23 protein-coding genes are annotated in these 24,697 nt (G+C 42.0%); 5 read left to right on the top strand and 18 right to left on the bottom strand.

Features of this window, described 5'->3' with window-relative positions; all coding sequences use genetic code 11:
- Position 1: 1 nt before the first annotated feature.
- The 4 genes from N0O92_RS09120 to N0O92_RS09135 form a co-directional block, all read right to left on the bottom strand.
- Complete coding sequence (locus N0O92_RS09120) at positions 2–1,231, bottom strand: ABC transporter permease (RefSeq protein ID WP_315614366.1); 1,230 nt, start codon at positions 1,229–1,231, stop codon at positions 2–4.
- A complete protein-coding gene (locus N0O92_RS09125) occupies positions 1,224–1,913 on the bottom strand; it encodes an ABC transporter ATP-binding protein (protein WP_315614367.1) in 690 nt (229 codons plus the stop codon). The genes N0O92_RS09120 and N0O92_RS09125 overlap by 8 nt, the downstream gene beginning before the upstream one ends.
- Positions 1,897–3,090 (bottom strand): efflux RND transporter periplasmic adaptor subunit, encoded by a 1,194-nt coding sequence (locus N0O92_RS09130; RefSeq protein WP_315614368.1) that lies wholly within the window; start codon positions 3,088–3,090, stop codon positions 1,897–1,899. The genes N0O92_RS09125 and N0O92_RS09130 overlap by 17 nt, the downstream gene beginning before the upstream one ends.
- 160 nt (positions 3,091–3,250) lie before the next feature.
- Positions 3,251–4,519, bottom strand: a complete 1,269-nt coding sequence (locus tag N0O92_RS09135; protein ID WP_315614369.1) for an ATP-binding protein — start codon at positions 4,517–4,519, stop codon at positions 3,251–3,253.
- A 169-nt stretch (positions 4,520–4,688) separates the two neighbouring features.
- Here N0O92_RS09135 and N0O92_RS09140 point away from each other — a divergent pair, with 169 nt between their 5' ends.
- Entirely contained in the window at positions 4,689–6,230 is a 1,542-nt protein-coding gene (locus tag N0O92_RS09140) for a gluconokinase (protein ID WP_315614370.1), read from the top strand.
- Between the two features lie 70 nt (positions 6,231–6,300).
- Here the strand turns inward: N0O92_RS09140 and N0O92_RS09145 are convergent, their stop codons facing one another.
- Complete coding sequence (locus tag N0O92_RS09145) at positions 6,301–7,194, bottom strand: LCP family glycopolymer transferase (protein WP_315614371.1); 894 nt, start codon at positions 7,192–7,194, stop codon at positions 6,301–6,303.
- 245 nt (positions 7,195–7,439) lie between these two features.
- On the opposite strand from N0O92_RS09145, the gene N0O92_RS09150 reads away from it, so the two are divergent.
- The gene (locus N0O92_RS09150; RefSeq protein WP_315614372.1) at positions 7,440–8,210 is read left to right on the top strand and encodes a hypothetical protein; all 771 of its coding nucleotides are present in this window, start codon (positions 7,440–7,442) and stop codon (positions 8,208–8,210) included.
- Positions 8,211–8,261: 51 nt separating this feature from the next.
- Here N0O92_RS09150 and N0O92_RS09155 read toward each other — a convergent pair whose 3' ends face one another.
- A complete protein-coding gene (locus N0O92_RS09155; protein WP_315614373.1) occupies positions 8,262–8,711 on the bottom strand; it encodes a hypothetical protein in 450 nt (149 codons plus the stop codon).
- A gap of 121 nt (positions 8,712–8,832) precedes the next feature.
- On the opposite strand from N0O92_RS09155, the gene N0O92_RS09160 reads away from it, so the two are divergent.
- The gene (locus N0O92_RS09160; protein WP_315614374.1) at positions 8,833–9,228 is read left to right on the top strand and encodes a VanZ family protein; all 396 of its coding nucleotides are present in this window, start codon (positions 8,833–8,835) and stop codon (positions 9,226–9,228) included.
- A 58-nt stretch (positions 9,229–9,286) separates the two neighbouring features.
- Here N0O92_RS09160 and N0O92_RS09165 read toward each other — a convergent pair whose 3' ends face one another.
- A complete protein-coding gene (locus N0O92_RS09165; protein WP_315614375.1) occupies positions 9,287–9,484 on the bottom strand; it encodes a PLDc N-terminal domain-containing protein in 198 nt (65 codons plus the stop codon).
- 88 nt (positions 9,485–9,572) lie between these two features.
- Here N0O92_RS09165 and N0O92_RS09170 point away from each other — a divergent pair, with 88 nt between their 5' ends.
- Entirely contained in the window at positions 9,573–10,031 is a 459-nt protein-coding gene (locus N0O92_RS09170; RefSeq protein WP_315614376.1) for an NUDIX hydrolase, read from the top strand.
- A 24-nt stretch (positions 10,032–10,055) separates the two neighbouring features.
- Here N0O92_RS09170 and N0O92_RS09175 read toward each other — a convergent pair whose 3' ends face one another.
- The 4 genes from N0O92_RS09175 to N0O92_RS09190 all read right to left on the bottom strand — a co-directional run bounded on the left by N0O92_RS09175 (position 10,056) and on the right by N0O92_RS09190 (position 17,464).
- A complete protein-coding gene (locus N0O92_RS09175; protein ID WP_315614377.1) occupies positions 10,056–11,195 on the bottom strand; it encodes a CapA family protein in 1,140 nt (379 codons plus the stop codon).
- A gap of 154 nt (positions 11,196–11,349) precedes the next feature.
- Positions 11,350–12,513 (bottom strand): iron-containing alcohol dehydrogenase, encoded by a 1,164-nt coding sequence (locus N0O92_RS09180; protein WP_315614378.1) that lies wholly within the window; start codon positions 12,511–12,513, stop codon positions 11,350–11,352.
- 89 nt (positions 12,514–12,602) lie between these two features.
- Positions 12,603–14,285, bottom strand: a complete 1,683-nt coding sequence (locus N0O92_RS09185; RefSeq protein ID WP_315614379.1) for a methyl-accepting chemotaxis protein — start codon at positions 14,283–14,285, stop codon at positions 12,603–12,605.
- A gap of 119 nt (positions 14,286–14,404) precedes the next feature.
- Positions 14,405–17,464, bottom strand: coding sequence for an efflux RND transporter permease subunit (locus tag N0O92_RS09190; RefSeq protein WP_315614380.1), 3,060 nt, complete (start codon positions 17,462–17,464; stop codon positions 14,405–14,407).
- Between the two features lie 269 nt (positions 17,465–17,733).
- Here N0O92_RS09190 and N0O92_RS09195 point away from each other — a divergent pair, with 269 nt between their 5' ends.
- Positions 17,734–18,294 carry a transposase gene (locus N0O92_RS09195; RefSeq protein ID WP_315614381.1) on the top strand — a complete coding sequence of 187 codons (561 nt, stop codon included), beginning with the start codon at positions 17,734–17,736 and terminating at the stop codon, positions 18,292–18,294.
- Between the two features lie 159 nt (positions 18,295–18,453).
- Here the strand turns inward: N0O92_RS09195 and N0O92_RS09200 are convergent, their stop codons facing one another.
- The 7 genes from N0O92_RS09200 to mreB form a co-directional block, all read right to left on the bottom strand.
- On the bottom strand, positions 18,454–18,732 hold the full coding sequence (locus N0O92_RS09200; protein ID WP_315614382.1) for a DNA primase: 279 nt from the start codon (positions 18,730–18,732) through the stop codon (positions 18,454–18,456).
- A 247-nt stretch (positions 18,733–18,979) separates the two neighbouring features.
- Positions 18,980–20,671, bottom strand: a complete 1,692-nt coding sequence (locus N0O92_RS09205) for a putative bifunctional diguanylate cyclase/phosphodiesterase (RefSeq protein ID WP_315614383.1) — start codon at positions 20,669–20,671, stop codon at positions 18,980–18,982.
- 53 nt (positions 20,672–20,724) lie between these two features.
- Positions 20,725–21,147, bottom strand: coding sequence for a 3-hydroxyacyl-ACP dehydratase FabZ (fabZ, locus tag N0O92_RS09210; protein WP_315614384.1), 423 nt, complete (start codon positions 21,145–21,147; stop codon positions 20,725–20,727).
- A gap of 94 nt (positions 21,148–21,241) precedes the next feature.
- The gene (locus tag N0O92_RS09215) at positions 21,242–21,799 is read right to left on the bottom strand and encodes a DNA-directed RNA polymerase subunit beta (protein ID WP_315614385.1); all 558 of its coding nucleotides are present in this window, start codon (positions 21,797–21,799) and stop codon (positions 21,242–21,244) included.
- A gap of 50 nt (positions 21,800–21,849) precedes the next feature.
- Entirely contained in the window at positions 21,850–22,692 is an 843-nt protein-coding gene (locus N0O92_RS09220) for a flagellar hook-basal body protein (RefSeq protein ID WP_315614386.1), read from the bottom strand.
- A gap of 88 nt (positions 22,693–22,780) precedes the next feature.
- Entirely contained in the window at positions 22,781–23,599 is an 819-nt protein-coding gene (locus N0O92_RS09225) for a flagellar hook-basal body protein (RefSeq protein WP_315614387.1), read from the bottom strand.
- Between the two features lie 40 nt (positions 23,600–23,639).
- On the bottom strand, positions 23,640–24,644 hold the full coding sequence (mreB, locus tag N0O92_RS09230; RefSeq protein WP_315614388.1) for a rod shape-determining protein: 1,005 nt from the start codon (positions 24,642–24,644) through the stop codon (positions 23,640–23,642).
- Between the last annotated feature and the right edge of the window lie 53 nt (positions 24,645–24,697).

Raw genomic sequence — 24,697 nt, forward strand, 5'->3', positions numbered from 1 at the left:
TTTATTCATAGCGCAATGCTTCTACCGGTTGCAGTTTCGATGCTTTAAGTGATGGCAACAGTCCAAAGACAATCCCCACGACCATCGAGAACAGAAGTGAACCGATGATTGCTGGTATGGAGATCATAAACGGCATCCCCGTAATCATCGAGATGAGTTTGGCAATACCAATTCCACCCGCAATTCCTAGCACTCCCCCTAAGCTTGTTAATACAATGGCTTCGGTTAAAAATTGCAAAAGAATGAGGTGACGTTTTGCACCGAGTGCTTTTTTAATCCCAATTTCACGCGTACGCTCGGTTACAGAAACAAGCATAATATTCATAACCCCAATTCCACCTACAAGTAAGGATATACTCGCTATCCCTCCTAAAAGCATGGCAAAGGTGCGGTTATACGCTGCAATTTCCTCAGCAATGGCTTGCATGTCCATGACCGAATACATCGCTGTTGCCATATCAGCAGGCGATAGATCCGCATTAAGGAAATCCGCTGCCATCATCCCTGCTTCTTGAATGTGTTCAGACGACGTTGCTTGTACCGCAATTTGAGTTGGAGACTCATAGCCTGCAATCAGAGGCCAAATTCCTTTAGGAAGAATCAACTTAGGCTCCGTCCAATCTCCATAATAATAAACATCCTCTGTTGTCTTATCTGTATAAACCCCGACAACTTGAAACGGAATACCTGAGAGATCAATCAACTTTCCAAGTGCATCTCCTTCTGGAAAAAGCTCATTACGCGCATCTTCATTTAACATGACAAATTGATTTTTTCCTAGCAATTCTACAGGCGTCAGCTGTCTGCCCTCCACGATTGTAATCGGAAAAAGATCTAAATAACCTTGATCCACTCCATACATTTGTGGATACGTCATATTGGCTTGATAGAAGACACCGCTGCTCCACGTCTCGTGGTAAAGCGAGAGACCGTTCACATTCGGCTGGCTATGAATGAGCTCGACCGTCTCTTCTTTAACAGGCGGTGCCGTTAAATGAGACGTATAGCTATAATAACCTTCTCCCATCATACTCATGTCTTCATAAACAACATTGATGGTATTATTCCCCATTCCCACAAGGTTGCTTTTTAACGCTTCGCTTTCTCCTTCAATCATGGAAACGATCGCGATAATCGCAGCAATCCCAATAATGACCCCTAACATCGTTAAGACAGAGCGGAGCTTATGAGCAAAAATTGACTGAAACGATAATCGTATATTCTCAAGCATTGAGGCTTTCACCTCGTTCCTCATGTAAAAGCTCCCCGTCACGTATGTATACGATTCGGTCTGCTTTTTCCGCCACTTCACGATCATGAGTAATCATAATGATCGTCACGCCTTCTTTGTTCAACTCGGAAAATAACGCCAAAATTTGCTCGCTTGACTTCGTATCTAACGCTCCTGTTGGCTCATCTGCTAAAATAAATTTCGGCTCATTGACGAGGGCTCTCGCAATCGCCACACGCTGCTTCTGTCCACCAGAGAGCCGCGTCGGAAGGAACGATACTCGGTCAGCTAAGCCGACTTTTTCTAATGCTTCGGTTGCGCGCATTCTCCGTTCCTTCTTTTTGATTTTGTTATAAATAAGTGGCAATTCAACATTTTGAAGTGCCGTTAAACGTGGCAAAAGATGAAACGTTTGAAACACGAAGCCAATTTGCTTATTGCGAATCGTCGCTAGCGTACTTTCTCTGCCTGAGAGCATGTCCATCTCATCCAGTTTGTACGAACCTGAGGTCGGCTTATCAAGACAGCCAAGAATGTTCATCAACGTTGATTTCCCTGAACCAGATGGGCCCATGATCGCTAGAAATTCTCCGGCTTCAATTTCGAGCTCAATGTTTTTCAAAATCGGAATTTCTTCTTTTCCTAACTTGTATGATTTATCAATGTTACTCAAACGAATCATAAATCATAACCTCTTTCCCTTCTGTTACCGAAGGATCAGGATAGACAATATAATCCTCAAGAGAAAGGCCACTTAGTACTTCAACCGTAAATTCCTCTTCAAATTCTTGCCCTATTTCTACATACTGCTTCAACGTTAGCTGGTTTTCATCCACTATCCAAACGTAAGGCATTTCGTCATCCCATGCAATAAAATCCCGCATAAGGGTAATGCTTGATGAGGCTGGTTCCTCTTCTGAAATCGGCTCAAGGTTCACATGAAAACCAACCTCTAAGCCTTCATGATGTTCTAATACGACCGTAAACGGGTAATTAGAAGACTGTGGATTCATTTCACCATAATACTCCATTTGTCCCTCTTCACTTGAACCAACAGGGAGCTTCCCAATATCAGTAATCGTACCAATCCACTCTTCTTCTCCGCCCGCTTTTCTCGTAATCTTCATCTGTGAATCTAGTTCGAGCGTATCAATGACAAATTCATTCACCTGACTTTTCACGAGGTACGAGCCCGTCGAGACAATTTGAATAAATGGTCCGGACGCTTGATCCATTTGCGCTCCTTCAGCTAAATCCTGATTAATCGTTTGAACAATTCCTTCACTTTTGCTTTCAACGACTGTTGCTTCTTGCTCTTTTTTCAAGCGATCTATTTGTTTTTGGACCTGACCTGCTTCTAAATTTTGCATTCGCAAATCAAAGGTAAGCTGTTCTAGATCTTCTTGCATCAAGTCCTTTTCCTCTTTTTCAGCTTTTTTGATTGCTTTTTCTAATTTTGTTTGTCTCTTTTTTGTCTGATTAATTTGCATGTAAGCCATTTCAAGTTGAATCGTTAATTGTTCAAGTTCTTGGTTGGAATCTTCTAGTGGCTCATATTCAAAAAGAGGCGTTCCTTCTTCAACAATGTCGCCCTCTTTGACAAATAGTTCTTTTACCGTTCCTTCGTCAGCTTCTAAATAAATTTTCTCATGTTTCTCAGGCTCTATTTTTCCAGAAAAAGAATAGGCTGATAGATTTTCTTGAAATACCATATTAGATACTTTCTCAGCCCAAAGCTCATCTAAATTGGCACTAACAGGGCGATTTTGACCAATAATAAAATAGTACGTCCCCCCACCAATAATCAAAATTAGGGTGAGACATAAACTTACGATAAGAGCTATTTTCTTTTTCTTCATTTTTTGCTCCTCATTTCAACATAGTTTTACAAATTATAGAAATATTATCTATTTAATCCCATTTATTTGCAAGAGTTATTTTCATAGATTTCCCCTATTCTTTTTAACGTAAAAAAAGCTTGGCATCATTGTGATAGCAAGCTTTTTGTTTATTCTATCGTCATGCTTCCTTTGCCTTTTCCTCCACCATTGGCAACCAAATCGAAAAACTAGTTCCTTTATTCACTTCGCTTTTCACCTGTAACTTCCCACTCATCGATTCGATAATTCGCATCGATACGAGCAACCCTAGTCCCGTTCCTTCTCTTCCTTTCGTTGTAAAGTACGGTTCTCCGATTCGAGCGAGTTGCTCTTTTGACATTCCTTTGCCATTATCGGTAATGACAATGAGCAGCTGCCCGTTATCTTCCTTCGTTTCAATGGTCAGTTTGCCTTTATTCGGCATCGCCTCTATACAATTTTTGGTGATGTTAAGTAAGCATTGTTGAAACTGTTGTTCTTCCCCTACAAAAGACAAGTCAGTCACATTGCTCTTCACTTCAATTCCATTCATATTGGCGAGTGGCATGACAATTTGAAGCGTACGTTCAATCTCTTCTTTACTAGATAAGACCCTATTATTCTCAGGCGTTGGTTTCGCAAACGTTAAGTAATTTCGGATAATATCCGTCGCTCGATCCACTTCTGCAATCGATATCATTAAATATTCTTTTCTCTTTTTCTCAGAAAACTCATTTTGAAGCATCATTTGCATAAATCCTCTTACCGTTGTTAATGGATTGCGAACTTCATGTGAAATTGATGATGCTAAATGACTAACCACCTCCATTTTTTCCGCTTTTATCACTCGTTTATGTACAAGAATATGATCTTGAATGAGTTCATAGAAGTATACGATAAAAGCTGTTGTGCTAAATGTGATGACCACGTACAGAAGTAAAAATAATGCTGAAAAAGAAGCACCAAAAAGAAAAGTCGAATTGAGAATAGCAATGAAAGCAATCGACGTTGATACAAAGCTAGCCATGGCTACTTTTTGTATTCTAGCAGCTCTTTGAAATTTGTCGGTAGCAGCTAGCAGCAATAGCAAAAGAACCGACAGGACAAGCATCGTTGCCACTGCCCCTGATCCCCCTATAAGCAAACGAACAAGAGCTGTGAATGCAATGAGAATGAATGATGCAGACAGGCCACCATATAACCCTCCTACCGTTAATGCAACAAGTCTTAGATCAAACTGAAATCCTTCCATGATTGGAATAGGAAACGAAAAACAGGCCACTACCGCAAGTGCTGTGACGAGAAGCTGAATTTTATTTTTATTATCGTAAAAAAAGGTTGATCTATTTATTTCTAAAAGGATTGGGATAAAAAGGAGGAAAACAATAAGAAACAGGACATTTAATAGAAGTTCCTCAAGACCAAACATAAAACCCTCTCCCGTCTGTTTACTTGAATACTGAACGCACGTAAGTCTACCTTATACCTTTCGACTTTCCTACTGTTTTCCCCTTTACATTCATATAACTTTCACACAAGATAAGGAGTAAGAATCCTTTTTTAAAAAACTATGACCATTTCAGGTGGTGACAAAGACGATGTCAACGAAAAAGTATGTAGCAGCTCTCGATATCGGAACTACAAGTGCGAAAGCTGTTTTATTTCAAAAAAACGGAGTGGTTGTTGCTGAGCACGAGTGCTCTTATCCTGTTTATCAACCACAGCCTTCTTGGGTAGAGCAAGATCCGTATGAAATCGAACAAGCCGCAATTCGTTCGCTTTCAGCGGCGATTCAAAAAAGTGGCATCCAGCCGAGTGAGTTGATCTGCGTCAGCTTCTCTAGTGCGATGCATTCTTTAATTTGTGTGAATGAAAAACATGAAGCCATTTCTCCCTCCATTACGTGGGCAGACGGACGCAGCGTGGAACAAGCGAGTCGTCTGAAGGATACGTTTGGAACAGACATTTACTTACAAACTGGAACACCGCTTCATCCGATGTCTCCTTTATGTAAATTGCTATGGATGAGAGACACCGGTTACGGGCCATATGTCCAAGCCGCTAAGTTTGTTTCGATTAAAGAATTTTTGTTTATGCGCTGGTTTGGAACGTACATCGTTGATTATGCTATCGCTTCTGCAAGCGGTCTCTTTAACATCCATACGTTTGATTGGCATGAAGATGCCTTAGTAGCTGCCGGCATATCAAAAGAACAGTTATCCAAACCAGTCCCGTCCACGACGATTTGCCAAGGTCTTTCATCCGAACTAGCAAACCGTATGTCTGTTAGTGTAGATATCCCATTTGTAATTGGATCAAGTGACGGTCCCCTTGCGAACCTTGGAATTGGCGCGATCAACCCAGGGGATGTTGCTCTTACAATTGGAACAAGTGGAGCCATTAGACAGATGTCTTCCTCCCCGCGAACGGATGAATTACAGGAAATCTTCTGTTATGGCGTCACAAAGGACTTATGGATTATGGGAGGCCCCTCGAATAATGGAGGCATTGTTTTTCAATGGATGAAAGACGTGTTTGGGGAAATCGAAGTCGAACGAGCTCTCACGAGTGGTGATGCGAGTGCATACGACTTGCTGAGCGAGTTAGCAAAAGGCGTTAAACCTGGGGCAGACGGCTTGTTGTTTTTGCCGTTTTTAAACGGCGAACGCGCTCCGTACTGGGACGCCAATGCCCGTGGCAGTTATATCGGATTAACTCTTGCCCATAAAAAGGCACACATGATTCGCGCTGGATTAGAAGGAGTTATTTTTAGTATGTATAGCATTGGCGAGGCGCTTGAGCGTTTAGCGGGAGAACCGGCAAATTTATTTGCGAGCGGTGGCTTTGCTCGTTCGTCATTATGGCTGCAAATGGTCGCTGATATTTTCGGAAAAGAAGTACAAGTACCCGTTAGCCACCAAAGTTCAGCCTGGGGCGCTGCGTGGTTTGGCCTTTATGCGCTAGGAGAAGTCTCCTCATTGTCTGCGATCAAAACGGAGATACCTATGAAAGAAACATATGTACCGAATGCTGTTCATCATCAAGTGTACAGGCAGTTATATGAAACGTACCGGGATCTATATGCTGCGCTAAAGCCGCATTTCCACGCACTGGCTACGATACAAAAGGCTGCGAAGTGAGAGAATGAAAAAAGGAGAGCGCTATGCTCCCCTTTTTCCGACAAAAACCGGGTGGTGACAGGCACCGCCTTTACAACTCCAAATGCTCTTTCAACTCACTGCGCACGCGAGCTAATTCATCATCTGGAATTTGCAAATAATAAATTCCATTAATCGTTGCGTTATTTCCTTTGATCTCCATTTGCTCGACGTTGTGGCGAGCATCGCGGTAGTTGGATTGAAGCTTCCACATTTCGTCTAACGTCATATCCGTGCGTACAGATTGACCAACCGCTCCTAAAATCCCGCCAGCTTTTGTAATGGTACCAATATTCGCTGCTTCTTGGATGACCGCATCCACGATTTCACGCTGACGATCATTACGTCCAAAGTCCCCACGAGGGTCTTCTTTTCTCATACGTGAATAGGCTAGAGCTTCTTCTCCATTTAAGAATAGCTGTCCTTCAGGAAACGAATGGCTTCCATAATTAAAAGCAAAGTCATTATCAACACTTACGCCGCCAAGAGCATCTACTACCCCTTTAAAGCCTTCCATATTAATGCTTATATAATGGTCAATCGGAATATCTAAAAAGTTTGCAACCGTATCTGCTGTCATTTGCACGCCACCAAATGCATAGGCATGATTGATTTTATCTTGCATGCCACGACCGATAATTTCTGTACGTGTATCGCGTGGAATACTCAACATTTTAATTGATTCTGTATTTGGATTCACTGTCATGACAATAATCGTATCGGAACGTCCCGCATGGTCATCCCCTCTAGAATCGACACCTGCAATAAGAAACGAAAGTGGTTCTTGGCTCTCTAAATCAACAACTCGAGAGGGCGCAAAAGGTTCATGCATTTCCTGAACGGTATCCGTTACAGATTTGTATAAATAAAAGAAATAAGCAACAACCGACAACAATACAACCCCAACTAGTAACCCAAGTGATAGAAAAACCTTCTTCTTTTTCATTTCTTGCCTCATCTCTATAAATTATCGAATCTAGGAAATAAGATAGATTCTTAGATATTATAGAGAATCCGCTCTTAGCTATCAATACCTATTTTCTTCCTTATCTGTATTCATTCGACGTTTCTCTGTGTGGATTGTCGGTAAAAAGTCCGAGTCTCTTGACATCGTTCGTCTTACTTCCCTTTTCATGATTGCTATAGTTTGACTATAGAGAAATTAGTAGGAGAAGGGTGGAATTACGTAACATGAAGAGATTTCTATTTATTGCATTCATTCTAGCAAGTATTATCGTTATTTTTATTAGCCACACTCATTATGACCAAAAACTGGCTACGATTGCCGATGAGGCGGAAGACATGAAAGTAGAAGCTTCGCCAGCGACTATTGAGGAAGAGAGTGCTTCCGTCGAATCCTTTATTAATACACTTGAGTTAGGTGGGTTATTAGAAGAGGTTGTCGATCAAAACAAAGATGACGAAATCCTCGTCATGGTTTTTGGTTCTTCTGCGATCACAAGTGTCGAGGAAAAAGAGTCGATGCCTCATATGCTCCTACCTTACTTACAAACATTGCTTCCCGATCAAAACATCGCTTTAACCGTTATGGATGTAAAAGACGCCACTTCAAGTGACGTCCTAGCAGACAATTATATAGATAAAGTAATCAGAAACAAACCTGATCTTTTAGTGATGGAGCCATTGTTGTTTAATGATTTTGACAAAGTAGACTTAGATGAATCCCTTGATCACCTAGAAACGATTATGGCCGATCTAACAGAGAAACTTCCGGATACGACGATTGTTCTTTCTCCCGCTAACCCAATCGACGATGAAAAGTATGTGGCCCTCGTCGACCAAGTAAAATCTTTTTCAAAAGATCAAAACTACTTTTTTGCTGATCGTTGGGAAGAAAAGATCAAGAAATCAGATCAATCCCTGTTTACGAATGAAAAGCTCCTTACTGAAGTAGGCCACCTTATTTGGACGGAGTTTTTAATTGAGTATTTTGTGAAGTGAATAATTGATACAAAGCCTGTTATACACGTGTATGACAGGCTTTGTACCGTTTTAGTTAAAATCCCAAAGAACCTTCCACTCACCTGTTTCAAGCTCCTCTGCGACATACACATCCTGTTCCATTCGGTAGTTTCCGTTTTGGGAATCTCTTATTTCTTTTGTTACCGTTACTTTATAGACAGAGTCAAGCGGTTCAACTCCTTCTGTCATGCTCCAGTCACTCACTTTTTCTGGTTTGCTTAGTGAAAACGGGAAGCCTTCTACGCCAATGAACCTTCCTCTATTTTCGATGTAGTTTGCTCTTGAATAGGTTTCTTGCATTTTGGGATGAAACAAATCGTAAGCTAAGGAGAAGCGGGCTTCTTGCTCATATGTATAAAAAGACTCAATGACATTTTGGACTTTTTGGGACTCAGAAGGAATGAGTAAGAAGAAGAGCATAACTATGATAACTACAGCAGGAATGACAAAAGTAAGTTTGGACGGACCTTTTTTATACAAAAAATTCCTCCTTTCATTCATTCATTCATTCTTATAGTCCATGCTATTCTACATTGAGCAAATTTATTAATTACGATTAATGATTGAAGTGGAATCATGTATAATTGGGGTGGGTGATTTGATGAAAAAAACAACGTTCTGGTGGAGCGTAGCGATCCTTTGGTGTATCGGGATTGCCATTGCCACGCGCCAACCTTTTTTTACTGGAGACTCAACAGAGGAGATGCTTAGAAATCCCTTTTTTGATTCCGCTATTATTAATTATATTGCTAGAAAAGGCGTTCATTTAGCTGCTTTCGGACTATTAGCATTCTTTTTTTGGCTTGCTTTACACGGAAGAAATTACCGTTATGTGATTGCTTGGGGGCTAGCAACCTTCTATGGAGCTATCGATGAATGGCATCAATCCTTTATTCCAGAGCGATCTGGACTGGTATCTGATGTGTTCATCGATTCCGCTGGAGCCCTTCTCGTACTCTTCGGCGTTTCCTTGTACGAACGAAGGTTGAGGGGGTGAGGGGGTCAGACCCCTCTGTAGGACTGTGAAGTGATAAAGAGGGGTCTGACCCCGAATTTTACCTTCGTATAATCAAATAAATAATCACACCGATAACAGGAAAGAAGAGCGTGGCCACCAGCCACAAAAGGCTGTATTCCTTGCTATTTCCATTTCGCAATGAATCTCGATAACACCAAATGCTAGTAAGGATGTTTAAGATAAGACCACCAAAAATAAGTAAGAAAAAGAAAAGAAGAACTATTGAGATTTCCATTTTAAAACTCCTTTCTGCTTTTTGGGGGTCAGACCCCTCTCTCATGCGGCAAAGGGATAAAGAGGGGTCTGACCCCAAGGAGGATACGATGAACTATATTAGTATGATACGGTCGATCGCTGGTAGTAGACCTTTAATTTTAACCGCTTGTTCCGTTTTTATTTATGATAATCAGAAACGAGTGCTATTACAACATCGAACAGATACAAATAACTGGGGAGTTCCTGGTGGTTTCATGGAGATGGGTGAAACCGTTGAGGAGGCTGCACGTAGAGAAATCCTTGAAGAGACAGGCTTAACAGTTGGCGACATGAAGTTGTATACCGTTTTTTCTGGAGAAGATTTTTACTTCACTTACCCAAATGGGGATGAGGTATATAATGTGATTGTTTCTTTTATCTCCAATGATGTGTCTGGGCAATTGCAAGTGGATCATGAAGGGACGGATTTGAAGTACTTTCCTCTTGATGAACTTCCAGACGATATGATACCGACAAGTCGACGAATGTTAGAGAGGTTGGGGTCAGACCCCTCTTTACTGCTGTAAATGAGTAAAGAGGGGTCTGACCCTTTAGTTTTGTTCGTGTAGATACTTCCAGATGTGCTTGCGTGTTTCTTCAGCAGTAACTCCGTTAATAAGTGAGCCCTCGGTGTCTGCCATTGGTCTAACACTGTAGACATCGTTGATTAATTCGACAAGGGTTGGTTCGATGTCTGGTGAATGGATTTCAAACGTTGATTCATCACCTTCTGTTAGTTTTGTAACTTCAATTGTTGCTAATCCACCTATATCAGTATATTCAAAGTTTTGCCCTGAAAAGAAGTTTCCGAGCGAATAAAACACATAAGTCTCATACCCATCTTCTTGCTCTAACAAATCGATAGGCTGCAACACATGTGGGTGATGCCCAATTATAATATCCGTGCCAGCTTCTGATAATAATTGCGCTAGTTCCTGCTGCTCTGTATTTGGTTCATGAATATACTCATCACCCCAATGCATATGGACGACGACAATATCGACTTTATCACGCAATTGCTTAACATCGGTTGTCATTCGTTCTGGATCGATTAGTGCAACAATGTCTTCGTGCCCTTCTGGAATAGGAATTCCGTTTGTTCCATACGTGTACGCCAACACTCCGATACGAATTCCTTCAACATCTACAATCCGGTCTGTTTCACGGTCCTCAGTATCTCGATAAGCACCCACATAGTCCATTCCTACTTCATCAAAAAAGTTCAATGCACTCTCTACCGCTCGAACTCCTCGATCAATCGTATGGTTATTCGCCGCAATTGCCATATCGACTCCTAACGACTGCATGTCCGTTACAATCTCATGCGGACTATTAAAAGATGGATAAGTCGATAACCCAATCTCAACGCCACCAGGGATGGATTCAAAGTTCGCCATTAAAAAGTCCGGCTCCCCTAAAAGAGGACCCACATCTTCAAGCATAGGCATAAAGTCATGCGTTCCCTCTTCTGTCTCTGCAGGAACATACACCCGCTCATGCAAAAGGATATCGCCGATGGCACCAATTGTAATCGTCGTCTCTTTCACTTCAGGCTCAGGCGGCGCCTCTTGACGAACAATTTCTGCATCAATTTCCGTTTCTGACAGCTCAGTTGTTACTTCTTCCTGTTGTTGTGAACAAGCTGAAAAAATCATTAGAATCATAACCATGGAAAAAACTCTTATTTTCATTCGGAACACTCCAATAGATTAATAGAAAAAAGAAGCCCGGGAGGCTTCTTTTTTTAGTGTAACATATACAAGTTTACGAGTGTCGATATAGAAGGAAATCCCCCCCTCTCAGTCGACTGCATGCTTTAGTGCATTAAAGAGGGGTCTGACCCCGTTAGCGGGCATCATAAGCTTTTTGGAAGAGTTCTAGATAGTCTTGTTTTGAAATTGGACGGGCATTGCTTGGTGTTGAACCATTTTGATAAGAGGATTCAGCTAAATAATCGAAGTCACCTTTATCGACTTGCGGAAGCGATGAAAAGGTAGGAATCGAAATATCTTCTGCAAGTTTCTTCATCTCTTTTACGAGCATAGCTGTTGCTTCCTCATCCGAAGCTTGTTCAGAAGCGATCCCCATTGTCCTTGCGATGATAGCATGCTTTTTAGGATCAGCAGGCGCATTATATTCAATCACATACGGTAGGAACATCGAGTTGGCAATGCCATGTGGAGTGTCGTACAGCCCACCGATCGCTTCCGCCATGCAATGGACGGACGCCACATCTGCATGGGAAAATGCCATTCCAGCAATGGTTGCTCCTATCATCAATTCGTAGCGAGCCTCTTTGTCCGATCCTTTATGCACGGCTGTACGAAGGGCTGGATAAATTCTCTTCATCGCCTCAAGCGCCAAACCGTCAGCAATCGGATTACTTCTTGTACACGTGTATGCTTCAATCGCATGAACAAGAGCGTCCATTCCTGTTGAAGCGGTGATGAGACGGGGAAGATTATACGTAAGTTCAGGATCAACGATGGCTAAAACGGGTGCTATTTTGACATCTTTCAATGTAATTTTAATTTTTTTATCCGTATCGGTGATGACTGACGAACGTGTCACCTCGGCCCCTGTTCCAGCTGTCGTTGGAATCGCTACAATTGGAGTGACCCGTTTCGGTACATTTCCTCTCCCTGCATAATCTTGTGGTCTCCCTCCACATACTTGAAGAACTGCTATAGCTTTGGCTGCATCAATAACAGAGCCACCTCCAATTGCAACAATACAATCCGCCTGAAAATGCTCTGCCTCTTCTCCCCCTTGAATGCAGTCTTGATCACGCGGGTTGGGCTTAACATTAGTGAAAACGGTTGTTTCAAAACCCTGTTCAGCAAGATTGGATTGCAACGTGCTAACGAGTCCAATCTGGACAATTCCCGGATCCGTAACGATAAATAGACGCTTGCCCGTTAAATTTTCCTTTATGTAAGTTGTCACTTTTTGAAAAGTTCCGTTACCAGCTTGAATCTTTGTCGGTAAATCAAATTCAAACATGTTCATTTCAGCTCCTCCTTTTATCTGGGGTCAGACCCCTCTGCATATCTTCACCGCTGAGACGCAAAAAAGAGGGGTCTGACCCCCTCTTTGTTTTACACTCTAAATTTCGATACAGATTCTTGCAATCCTTCTGCCAATGTTGCTAATGCGGTTGAAGAGGCTGCAATTTCTTCCATTGTTGCGAGTTGTTCTTCTGTAGCGGTGGAGCTTTCCTGACTTGCAACTGCTGATTTTTCAGAGACTGTTTTAACTTCTTCTAAAGAATGTACGACGTGATTGCTCACACTCGTCATTTCTTGTACAGCCGCTGTCACTTCATGGACTTTTCCTGTTACCAGCTCAATTGCATGCTGTATTTCAGAGAAGGTTTGATTCACTTCGCTTGTCGTTTTTAAACCCACTTCTACTCGTTCTGTTCCATTTTTCATAGAAGCCATTACCTCGTCAGTCTCTACTTGAATCTCCGTAATCATCGCATAGATCTTTGAAGCAGAACTTTTCGATTCCTCTGCTAGTTTCCTTACTTCATCTGCCACGACGGCAAATCCCTTGCCATGTTCCCCTGCTCGTGCCGCCTCTATCGCTGCGTTTAAAGCAAGCAAATTCGTTTGTTCGGCAATACCGGTAATGAGATGAACGATGTTCCCAATTTCAGAGGATTTCTCACCCAATCTCTCAACAGATTTTGAGGTGGATTGAACCGCTTCTGAAATGCTGTTCATTTGTTCATCGACCAGGTCCATCGATTTAACACCTGTATTCGTTTTAGTTGATGCAAGTTCTGAATGCTGAACCATATCCTCACTGTTACGAGCAATTTGCTCAATACTAGCAGCCATTTGCTCGACTGCAGCTGATACATCACTTAAACTTTGTAACTGCTGATCTGCTCCCTCCGCGGATTGTTGCGCAAGTCCAGCCATTTGTTCGGTTGCTTCGGTGCTTTGCTCAGCACTAGCGGATAACTCTTCAGAACTCGCCGATACTTGTTGACTCGCTTCCGTTGTGTTAAAAACCAAATCACGTAAGCTTCCTTGCATGTTGTTAACCCCATTTGCAAGGGTTAGGAACTCATCTTTTGTTTTTAAAGTTATGTCCTCACCTGTCAAATTACCATCTGCAATACGAATTAAGCGATCAACTATGGTGTTAATCATCTTCGTAACGTAACGGTTGAAGAAATACGTAACCAAAACAGCGATTATAGTGGCAAGGAGGACTCCTACAAACATTAGCAGTCTGCTAGCACTATAAATTTCTTGCTTTGATTGAAGCAATTGTTCGGCTACAACCGTGTTAATATCAACTAAAGTTTCAAGGTTTTCTGTAGCGGTGTAAAAAAGTTCCCCGCCCTGGCGTAATCCTTCTCTAGCCTCTTCATAATGACCAGAAGCAATGAGATCACGGTTCATACGTACACGCTCATCAAACAGCTGCCAACCTGAAACAAAATGAGAGAGGCTCTCTTCCTCTTCTGGCGTTAGAGTGATCATGTTATAACGATCTATGATTACTTGTATTTCATCTAGGTTTGCCATTGCATTGTCCGTCAAAGTTGGATTTTCGTTTAAAACCGCAGACACCATCTGAACTCTCGTATTCTCCGTTAATTTTGATAATTCCACAAGATACGCTGTGGGAATTAATCGGTCTTCATACAATTCGATAGCACTGTCATTCAATTCGGCCATATTATACATGGCATAAAGAGACAATCCAACAAAAATCATAATCACAGACAGAAAAGAAAGCAATAGCTTAAACCCTAATTTCATTTCATTCACTCTCCAACTCAGCTCTTATAAGACTATTTACACACAGTATATAGAACTAATTGAAGCAAAACCGTGATCAAAATCACAGTTATAAGGGGGTCAGACCCCCCTTTACCACATTAACGCTGTGACTTCTTGCCGAGGGGTCTGACCCCCAACAAGTACAAAGCCGGAACGATCACTAATGTCAGGACCGTTGAGAAGATGAGTCCTGAAACAATCGCGATGCCAAGTGGCTTAAAAAGTGTGCTATTTCCTAGTGCAATCGGCATGAGTCCAGCAATCGACGTTAGTGTTGTTAACACAATGGGACGGAAGCGTTGTTCTGCAGCCAGAATTACAGCCTCTTTGGGGTCTGACCCCTGACGTCTTCTTTGTTCAATAAATTCGATCAGGACGATGCCGTTTCTTACGACAATCCCAGCTAAACTTACCGCTCCCATCATGGACATGAAGCCGAGTCCCGTTTGGGTAATAAACAATCCAAGCAATGCACCGGCCACAGCCAAATACACTGTACTCATAATAAGAATTGGAATCGTCAATGAATAGAACTGAATTGCAATGACGATTAAAATTAAGAATACAACAACGATGAAAATTTTACCGATATCAATAAAGACATCTGTCCTCGCTGACGTTTCTCCGCCAATAACAAGTTCATATCCAGCCTCCGCTGCTACCACTTCTTCAATGGAAGCACGCGTCTCGTTTAGAATTTCATCCGTGCTCCGCTCTCCTCCTGGATACGCTCGAACGGTTATCGTGCGGAGCGTATTTTTATGAGGAATGCTTGGTGCCGAAGTTGTTTCCTCAACTGCCACCAAGTCAGCGACATCGACCGTACCTCCCTGCACTGATGGAAGAGTCAACTCCTGCAAGATTTCAACTGACTCAAGGTCCCTTTTAGCAAACGTCATTCGCATATCCATGAGCCCATCAGGTGTTTGAAGTTGCCCAAGTGGAATTCCTTCACCTACTAGACGGAGGGTTTGAGCCAGGTCACTGCTTGACAAACCGTGAGACTCAAGTTCATCACGCTGCGGGACAAACTGCACAGTCGTTAAAGGAGCGCCCACATCATCGTTGACCGTCGTCACACCGTCTGTTGCCACTAAAATTTCTTTTACGTTTGTTGCGATCTCACCAAGACGATCCATCGATTCGCCACTTATTTGGATCGCAATCGGGGCACCGACTGGTGGGCCAGATTCAATCATCGAAGCGGTGAATGTTTTATCTGGAAACAACTCTGGTAGCTTTTCATTCCAAATATCCGTTGCTTCGCGAGTGGTTAGTTTATCCTTGTTGATTAAAACGAAGAAATTTGCAACGTGGTCCCCAGCCACTCCACCACCACTAGGTCCAAACAAACGTGGGATGTTCGTGCCAATGTAGGAAGTAACAGACTCAACATATTCAATACCCTCTAACCATTCTTCCACTTCCTCTGCTTGCCGCTCTGTCTCAGCTAGGGCCGTTCCTTCTGGCAGCTTCATCTCAACAAATACTTCTTCACGGTCTGTATCAGGGAAAAATTCCAATGGGATAAACGGAATTAATCCATAGGCAGCTGTCCCCATTAAGAAACCGACAATCACTGTTACCAATGGTCGTTTCGTAATCGGCCGAACTAGTTTTTCACTGTATATCTTTGATGCACGATCAAACGCCTTTCCTAAAAATCCAGCAGGTTTGCGTTCTCGGTTTGTCACTTTTTTGTTCCCCTGCATAGAGCGGAACGTCGGGATTAAAAAGAGTGCTACAAATGTAGAAGCGATCATCGTTGCAATTAAAACAACAGGTAGCGGGCGAATAAATCCCCCTGCCTCACCCGGTAACAATAGCAATGGCAAGAATGTAAACACAACCGTCAACGTTGAGGTAACAACGGAGGTCGCAACCTCTTTTGTTCCATTGATTGCCGCCTCAAGTGGTTGATCACCTAACTGCAAACGCCGCTCAATATTTTCGTTTACAACAATTCCATCATCAACCAATATCCCAAGAGCAATAATAATCGCAATTAAGGAAATGAGGTTTAAATCAATTCCGATGAACGGATATACGATTGCCCCGAGACTAAGGGAAACGGGGATGGCAAGCGCCACACTTAGTGCTGTAGATACATTCAGCCCGAGTGAACAAACCAAAAGAACCGATACAACAGCAATCGCAAAAGCAACTGCCAAATCTTTAAATAGCTCTTCTACTAAATCGGCTTGCGAATAAAGAAGGGTCATTTCCACTCCCGGTGGTAATTCCTCCTCCATCTCACCAACAAATTGATTTAACTCCGACTGAGCTCTAGTCACACTTGCTCCTTCTTTTAAATAAAACGTCAGGGAAATCGCTTCTTCCCCGTTAAAATACACCTTTTCTGTTGGTGCTTTAAATCCTTCATTTATAAAAGCAACATCTCCAAGTCGAATCACTCCACTCTCTTGAGAAAACCCAATTGCAAGTGTCTCAAGATCGGAAGGAGAGTCATAGGTGGCAAGCTCCACTTGGTAATGATAGTCATTTGTTCTCCACTCACCGGGAGGCAACGTACTCAGTTCTCCGTTTAACGCTCCAATAAGTTGGTTTGTCGTCATTTCAGCTTCTTGCATCGCTTCATAATCAATTTCTAACAGGATCTCTTTATCAAGCGTTCCTTGAGCACTAATAGAAACAATATCTTCAAGTTGAACTAATCGTTTACTCCAGCGATCTAGAAGCTCGTTCACAGCAGATACATTGGTTTCCTCATCAAATGTAAGCTGATACGTAGCCAAACCTTGAATGCTGAGATTGCTATTTAGATTCGGAGTATAAACATCATCTGGGAACTCACTAGCTGCATTCGTTAACTGCTGTCTTACTTCATTCCACAAACGATCTGCATCAACGCCACTCTCAAGCTGTATCGTAACAATCGAAATAGCAGGATTGGAAATGGAGATAAGCGAGGAAATTTCTTGAATCGGTTCAAGCGCCTCCTCAATCAGATTCGTGACATTTTGCTCGACTAACTCAGCCGAGGCTCCAGGGTAAACGGTCGTCACTTGCGCAACAGCAGGACTCGTCTCTGGGATTTCTCGCTGGGGCAACTGCAAAAAGCTTAGGACCCCCACTAACATAAACATGATAAAAAATAAAATCGTAATTTTCCTCTTTCGAATAAGCCATGAAATCATACAAGTTCCCCCGATCATTTATAAAACCATTATACAAACATTATACACATATTAAACTAATAATGTAGTAATTTGCTTGAGGGGCATTGGCGGTCATTGAGGGTCAGACCCTTCTTTAGCTCTTCACCGCAACACTTTCATAAAGAGGGGTCTGACCCCCATCCCTCCAACCCCCGAATACCACCCCATTTCTTTTTACGTTAAAGCAGGAAATGACATTCCCAAGCCGAATATAGAATATTAATCTTCTTGCAAAGGAGGTGATTTATGTGCCTCGAAAGAAACGCTCATGGCATCCGGGTGATTCATTTCACATTACGACTAGGGGAAACCGAAAGTCTAATATCTTCTTAGATCAAGGCGATTACCGCATGTATCTTTCTATGTTAGAGGAAACGCAACAAAAATACCCCTTTTATCTCCACTCATACTGCCTCATGACCAATCATGTCCATCTGCTACTAGAAACCATTACAACGCATCCTCAAATCTTCATGAAACGCCTTAACTCTTGTTATGCTATGTATTTCAACCGCAAGTACAATGTTACAGGACATCTTTATCAAGGTCGCTATCATGCCGAACCTGTCCTTGGAACCTACCCCCTTATCGCTCTAAGTCGCTACATTCACTTAAATCCTGTACGAGCCTACATGGTTTCACTCCCCGAAGAATATCCTTGGAGTTCCTACCTTTCATTTGTATCAACCAAACCGAGAAAAAATGTCACAACCGAAACGATCCTTCAATATTTTCAAGATTCACCGAAGGAAAATTACCGAAACTACGTCATGCAAGAACATATCCGCTGGCTACAAGCAAAGCAATAGTGCTCATAACTAGCGGTCAGACCCTCCGTAACCTCTTCAACGCATTACAGCACCACCGAGGGGTCTGACCCCCAACCATCTACCCCCAACCATCTGGCCCCACCACACCCAACAAAAAAAACCTACCGCTCGAAAGCGATAGGCCCTGTATATATGTGATTAGTTAGTTGCTTCTTCGTCTTCTTCTTCCTCATCAGCAAACTCGTCACCAGCATCTTCATCATCTAGATCAACATCGATTTCTTCGTCTGTTTCGAACTCTTCGTCATCTAGTGCTGGCTCTTCGTCAATTGGCTCATCCATAGCTGGATCTTCTACAGCTGGCTCTTCAACAGCTGGATCGTCTAACATTGGCTCTTCTTCTGCAGGTGCTCCACATGCTGCAAGTAGTCCTACTGATAATACCGCTGCTGCAGTTGTCATTACAAATTTCTTCATTGTTCATTACCCCCAAATTTATTTATATGACTAGCAGATATATCTTTGGCTTGCTGTTAGTCTTTGTGTATCTTAGCAAGATTATTCATGGTCGTCTATGAGTTGCGTAGTTTTTTGGAAATGTCTAACAAGCTTCTCATTTTATCACATCTTTTCCCACAAAGGGGTCAGACCCCTCTGCACCACTTCACCACCATACAGCAAAATAGAGCCTATCTAGTAAGATAGGCTCTGTTTAGTTTGCTCTTTATTTACGGTTTAATTCATGCATAATGGCTTCGCATTCGTTCGGGGGAACGGGTTTGCTGAAGAAATAGCCTTGTGCATACGTACAGCCTTTGTTTTTAATGAGTTCGATTTGCTCTTCAGTTTCGACACCTTCGCAAATGACGGACACATTAAGACTTTGCGCCATTGCGATAATTAATTTAATAATGGCTTTCTTTTCTTTTGTTGATTTTCCTCTCACGAAGGATTGATCAATTTTCAGTGTATCAATCGGGAAGAAGTTGAGTTGGCTTAATGACGAATAGCCTGTCCCAAAGTCATCTAATGAAACGTTCACGCCAAGTTCCTTTAAGGCTAATAACTTTTCTTGAATTTCCTGCAATTGCAAGATAGCCATGTTTTCTGTCACTTCTAAACACAACAAACTCGGTTTCATGGCCGATTCTGCTAAAACCTCTTTCACAATCGCTGTGAAATTCACTACCTGGAAAAATGGTTTGGATATGTTCACTGATACTTTTAGGTCGGTAAACCCTTGATTATGCCAAAGGCTTCCTTGCTTAACTGCTTTTCTCAGTACCCACTCATCGATATCAGCAAGCATCCCCATTTCTTCCGCTAGTGGTAAAAAAGAAATGGGTGGCATAACCCCCGTTGTAGGATGATTCCAGCGTACTAGCGCCTCTACACCAAAAGGCTTCCTGTGTTCCAAATCTACTTGAACTTGATAATACACTTCTAGCTCCCCGTTTTGAAGCGCGTCTCTTAAAGCAGCTTCAAGTGAAAGGTCATCGGCTGTCTTTTCATTCATTTCCTCTTTATAAAACCGGTAATTGTTGCGGCCTTCGTCTTTCGTTCGATACATCGCCGAATCGGCATTTTTTAAAAGCATATCAACATTAGACCCGTGTTCAGGAAATTTACTAATACCAATACTCAGCGTTAAATAAAAAACTTGATCACTTACTAAAAAAGGGACATGAATGGTTTCAAAAATCTCATCTATAAGCGATTCTAAACATACTTCATCCGAGTACGGAATATAAATGGTAAACTCATCCCCCGCAAACCGACTGATGAGACCTTTTTGACCAATTACCTTTTTCAACCGATTGGATAATTCAATTAAAACTTTATCGCCTTCTTGGTGTCCAAACGAGTCATTAATTTTTTTGAAACGATCTAAATCTAGAAAGAGAACGGCTATTTTTTCAGAAGGTCCAACTTCTGCAATAGCCGTTTCCAACGATTTTTTAAAATAAATTCGATTTGGTAGTTGAGTCATACTATCGTGATAAGCCAAATGCTCCATTAATTCCTCTTGCTTTTTGCGGCTCGTCATATCACGCATAATCCCAATAAAATACGTATCTTCATCAAGAGGCTGCTTAATTTCAGTCACGGTTATGAAAGACCAAAAAATCTCACCATCTTTACGTTTATTCAGCAATTCTCCTGTCCACGAACCCTTTTTTTCGATATCATCCCACATTTCTATGTAGGTGCTTCGAGGGGTTTTTCCAGATTGAAGGAAACTAGGATTTTTTCCTACAGACTCATTAAGGGAATATCCTGTCATTCGTTCAAATGCAGGGTTAACGACGACAATTTCACGCTTGTTATTTGTAATCATCAATCCATCATTCATATGGTTAAATAATATTTCAATATTTTTTTGATCTTTTGAAAAACGTTCGATTGCAGCGTTCATCCCTCGTGCCTCTCTCCCTAGTAAAAAAGTCCTTTATCTGGCTATACCCGTTTTTATTTGATTGCAAACATAATATCAGTCTCACATGCCACTTCTCCGTCTACCGTTGCAATAGCATGTCCTTTTCCAATTGGGCCTTTCAAGCGAACAATTTCTACTTCAAGACGAAGTTGATCACCTGGTTTCACTTGTTTTTTGAAACGGCAGTTATCAATCCCAGCAAAAAATGCGAGCTTTCCTCGGTTTGCTTCTGGTTTTAAAATAGCGACTGCTCCTACTTGAGCGAGCGCTTCCACAATTAACACACCTGGCATTACAGGATAATCTGGAAAATGTCCGTTAAAAAATTCTTCATTCGCTGTTACATTTTTTAATCCAATTGCTTTTTTTCCTTCTTCTACTTCTAAAATACGGTCAATTAATAAAAATGGATAGCGGTGCGGAATAATCTCTTTAATTTCTTCAATCGTTAACATGTAACATCAATCCTTCCAATATGTATGTTGATCCAATTATATCATACTAGCCACTACACGAAGAAAAACAACCCACAAAAAAATTCGAGGACGCTTATCGTCCTCGAATCATATCAATAATATGGTACCATGTGTCAGGATGAGTGGCTTCACCAGGGTCCCCCCCACCGATGACACTATACCCGACAATGATTCCTAAAATTAAACTTCCACCTATTAAAAGAATCGCCAGAACAAGACGGAGCCAAATAGGGATAAGGCGCAACCGCTCTTTTTTAAGGCCTTTCTTCTGACGCGACTCCCTGCTCTCTGCTTCTTTTTCCTTCGCTTGAAGGGCAGCCGCTTCTGAATCCACAAGCTGTTCATGTTCCGTTACGACCGTTTCCTCTTCTACGAATTGATCATTTTCTTCTCCTGATCGCATAGCCTCTTCCGACGATTCGTCAAGTGCGTTTAGTTCTGCCACTTCTTCCACTAATTCGTCTTCCGTTGACTGAATGGCAGCTTCCTCTTCTACAGAGATATCATCTTCGTCTGCTTTTAACGGACCCTCTTCTTGTTCGGAATCTAAATCTTGGAGGTCCACTTCCTTCTCCTCAGGAACATCTAATTCAGTTTTTCGGCTATTATCGTTAGATCGATTATCAGTCATCGTATTCTCCTCAAATCTGTTCAGCTCTGACGTTGTTGCGTCTATCTATATTATCTACGGAGTCCGTTAATTAAACCAGACATTTCATCTGCCATAGAAATCGAGCGCGCGTTGAATTGATAAAGACGCTGTGTTTCAATTAATTCATTCATTTCTTTTCCTAAATCGACATTGGATCCTTCAAGAAACCCTTGGCTTACGCTTTGTCCGTTCGCTGCAAAGTCTTCTCTCACATCCCCGACAGCTAATCCTAACGCTTGAAGGGCAGGAAAACGGTATAAGTTTCCGCCAACCGAATCAAGAAGCTGTGGCTTCAAGACATTTGTTAATCCAAGTGCTCCGGCATTTTGAACGGTTCCATCTTGTAGCGTGACAACAATTTGCCCTGCATCAGAAAGGCTAATAGATTCAAAGTTTCGTGGGATGTTGATTGGATTTCCCGCTTGATTTAAGACTGCATCCCCAGTTGATGTGACAACGGACAGCACTGCCGCGTTAGTTGGGTTTTCGGTTAGATAAAAAGCACCGTCTCTTGTTAATCGTTCAACAGGAGCACCATTTTCCATCGTTTGAATACGGAAGAAATGATTTTTTCCTGTTAAGGCAAAATCTAATTCACGCTCTGTTTGTATGAGTGAACCGACTTCCGTACGGATCGCTGTTTGTCCAATTTTAGCTCCTGTTCCAACACGTAAGCCATCTGGGGTGAGACGTCCAGCTTCATACTGAGCATGCGACTGGTTATTCACTTGTTGAAACAGCAAATCTGAAAAAGTTGATTCACGACGTTTGTATCCTGTTGTATTGACATTTGCGATGTTATTTGAAATCGTATCAAGCCTTTTTTGAACTTGTCCCAGTGTGACAGAAGCAGCAATCATTGCTGTATTCATCTTCATCCCTCGTTTTCATATATTACGTGTTCAAACAGTAACTAACTGTGAGACGTATGCCTCGTTCAACATACGCCTCCCCTATACTTTAGCCAATTTTCCCAATTTCATTAACGGCTTTATCTAAGCTTTGATCATAGGCTTGCAGGATTCGCTGATTCGCTTCAAATGATCGATAGGCACTCATCATTTCTGTCATCGTTTGCTGTGAGTCCACATTCGAACGTTCCAAAAAGCCTTGCTGCAGTTGATATGAGATTGCTGCATTTCCAATCGCCGTAGGCAAATCTCCTTCACCTTCAAAGCGAAGCAATCCATTTCCTTCTTTGACGAGTTGCATTGGGTCTTCTGCATACACAACATTCAACTGACCAAGTGCAGCACCTGCCTGCGAAAAGACAAAACCTTGTTCATCCACGCGGAATTCTTCGTTTCCAACTTGAATAGGTTGTCCATTCGTTCCTAACATGTAATGACCTGCTGGAGTCGTAAGAAAACCAGCTCCATCAATCGTTACATTCCCATTTCGAGAATAACGAACGTCTCCATTTTCATTTTGAATCGCATAAAAAAGAGCGCCTGGTCTACCTGTTTCAGTCTCTGGCATAACCCCTTGTAACAAGGCTAGATCGGTGTTATTGCCTGTTTCCATTAGGTCACCTTGACGGAAATTCGGCATGCGTTCTTGTAAGTACACACCTGTTGTTAACTCACCAATGGTCTGTTGTGGTCCTGGTGTCCCTTTTGTGTTCATTGCCTGAATTAGCATATTTGGAAAAGCTCTCAAAGACGCTTGTTCGGCTTTGAAACCTGGTGTATTCGCATTGGCTAAGTTATTGGTCAACATTTCTTGGCGTTGTTGCTGTGCAATCATTCCTGCTGCAGCGCCGTACATTCCACGAAGCATGCTCGTTCCTCCTAGTAAATCTCTCTATAGAAATCAATCATTAAATACGTACTTTTTTACTAGACATGCGGTCTAGGTTTTCTAAAATAATACCTGTTCCTTTTGCAACACAGTGCATTGGCTCTTCTGCTACTAAAACAGGAACTTTAAGTTCTTCTGCAAGTAATTGATCAATGCCGTGCAGCAGCGCGCCTCCACCTGTTAAGATGACGCCGCGATCAATTATATCAGCTGAAAGTTCAGGAGGTGTTTGTTCTAATACTTGCTTAGAAGCTTGTACTATGTAGGAAACAGACTCCATTAGAGCTTCTTCTATCTCTTTTGAGTGTACCGTAATTGTCCTTGGAAGTCCACTTACCATATCACGTCCGCGTATGTCAATTTCTTCCTGTCGTGCACCTGGAAATACTGTTGCAACTTGTACTTTAATGTTTTCCGCTGTGCGCTCTCCAATAAGAAGTTTATACCTCTTCTTTATGTATGCAAGAATATCTGAATCAAAGCGATCTCCAGCTACTTTCATGGAAGAGGCGGTGACGATATCACCCATCGAAAGGACAGCAACATCGGTTGTTCCACCGCCTATATCTACCACCATGTTCCCGCTTGGCTGGAAAATATCCATACCTGCACCAATTGCGGCAACTTTTGGCTCTTCTTCCAAATAAACATTTTTTCCACCGCTTTTCTCTGCTGCTTCTCGAATCGCTTTTTGCTCAACGGATGTAATATTCGTCGGACAACATATTAGAATTCTAGGCTTTGAGAAAAGACTTTTGACGTTGATCTTGCCTAAGAAATGTTTGAGCATTGATTCAGTCATTTCAAAATTTGCAATGACACCGTCTTTCATAGGACGTAGGGCAACAATATTTCCTGGTGTACGCCCGACCATGCGGAACGCTTCCTCCCCTACCGCAAGCACTCGATTGGTTGTAGTTTCAACCGCAACGACAGACGGTTCATTTAGGACAATTCCACTACCTTTTACATAAATAAGGACATTTGCAGTACCTAGATCAATTCCAATATCACGACCAAACATGATTCTTTTTCCTCCCTGTTTTCCGAACATCTATCGTATCAGTTATTACGATT

This window comes from Alkalihalobacillus sp. MEB130, from assembly GCF_032335535.1.
GTDB lineage: Bacteria > Bacillota > Bacilli > Bacillales > Bacillaceae_D > Halalkalibacter.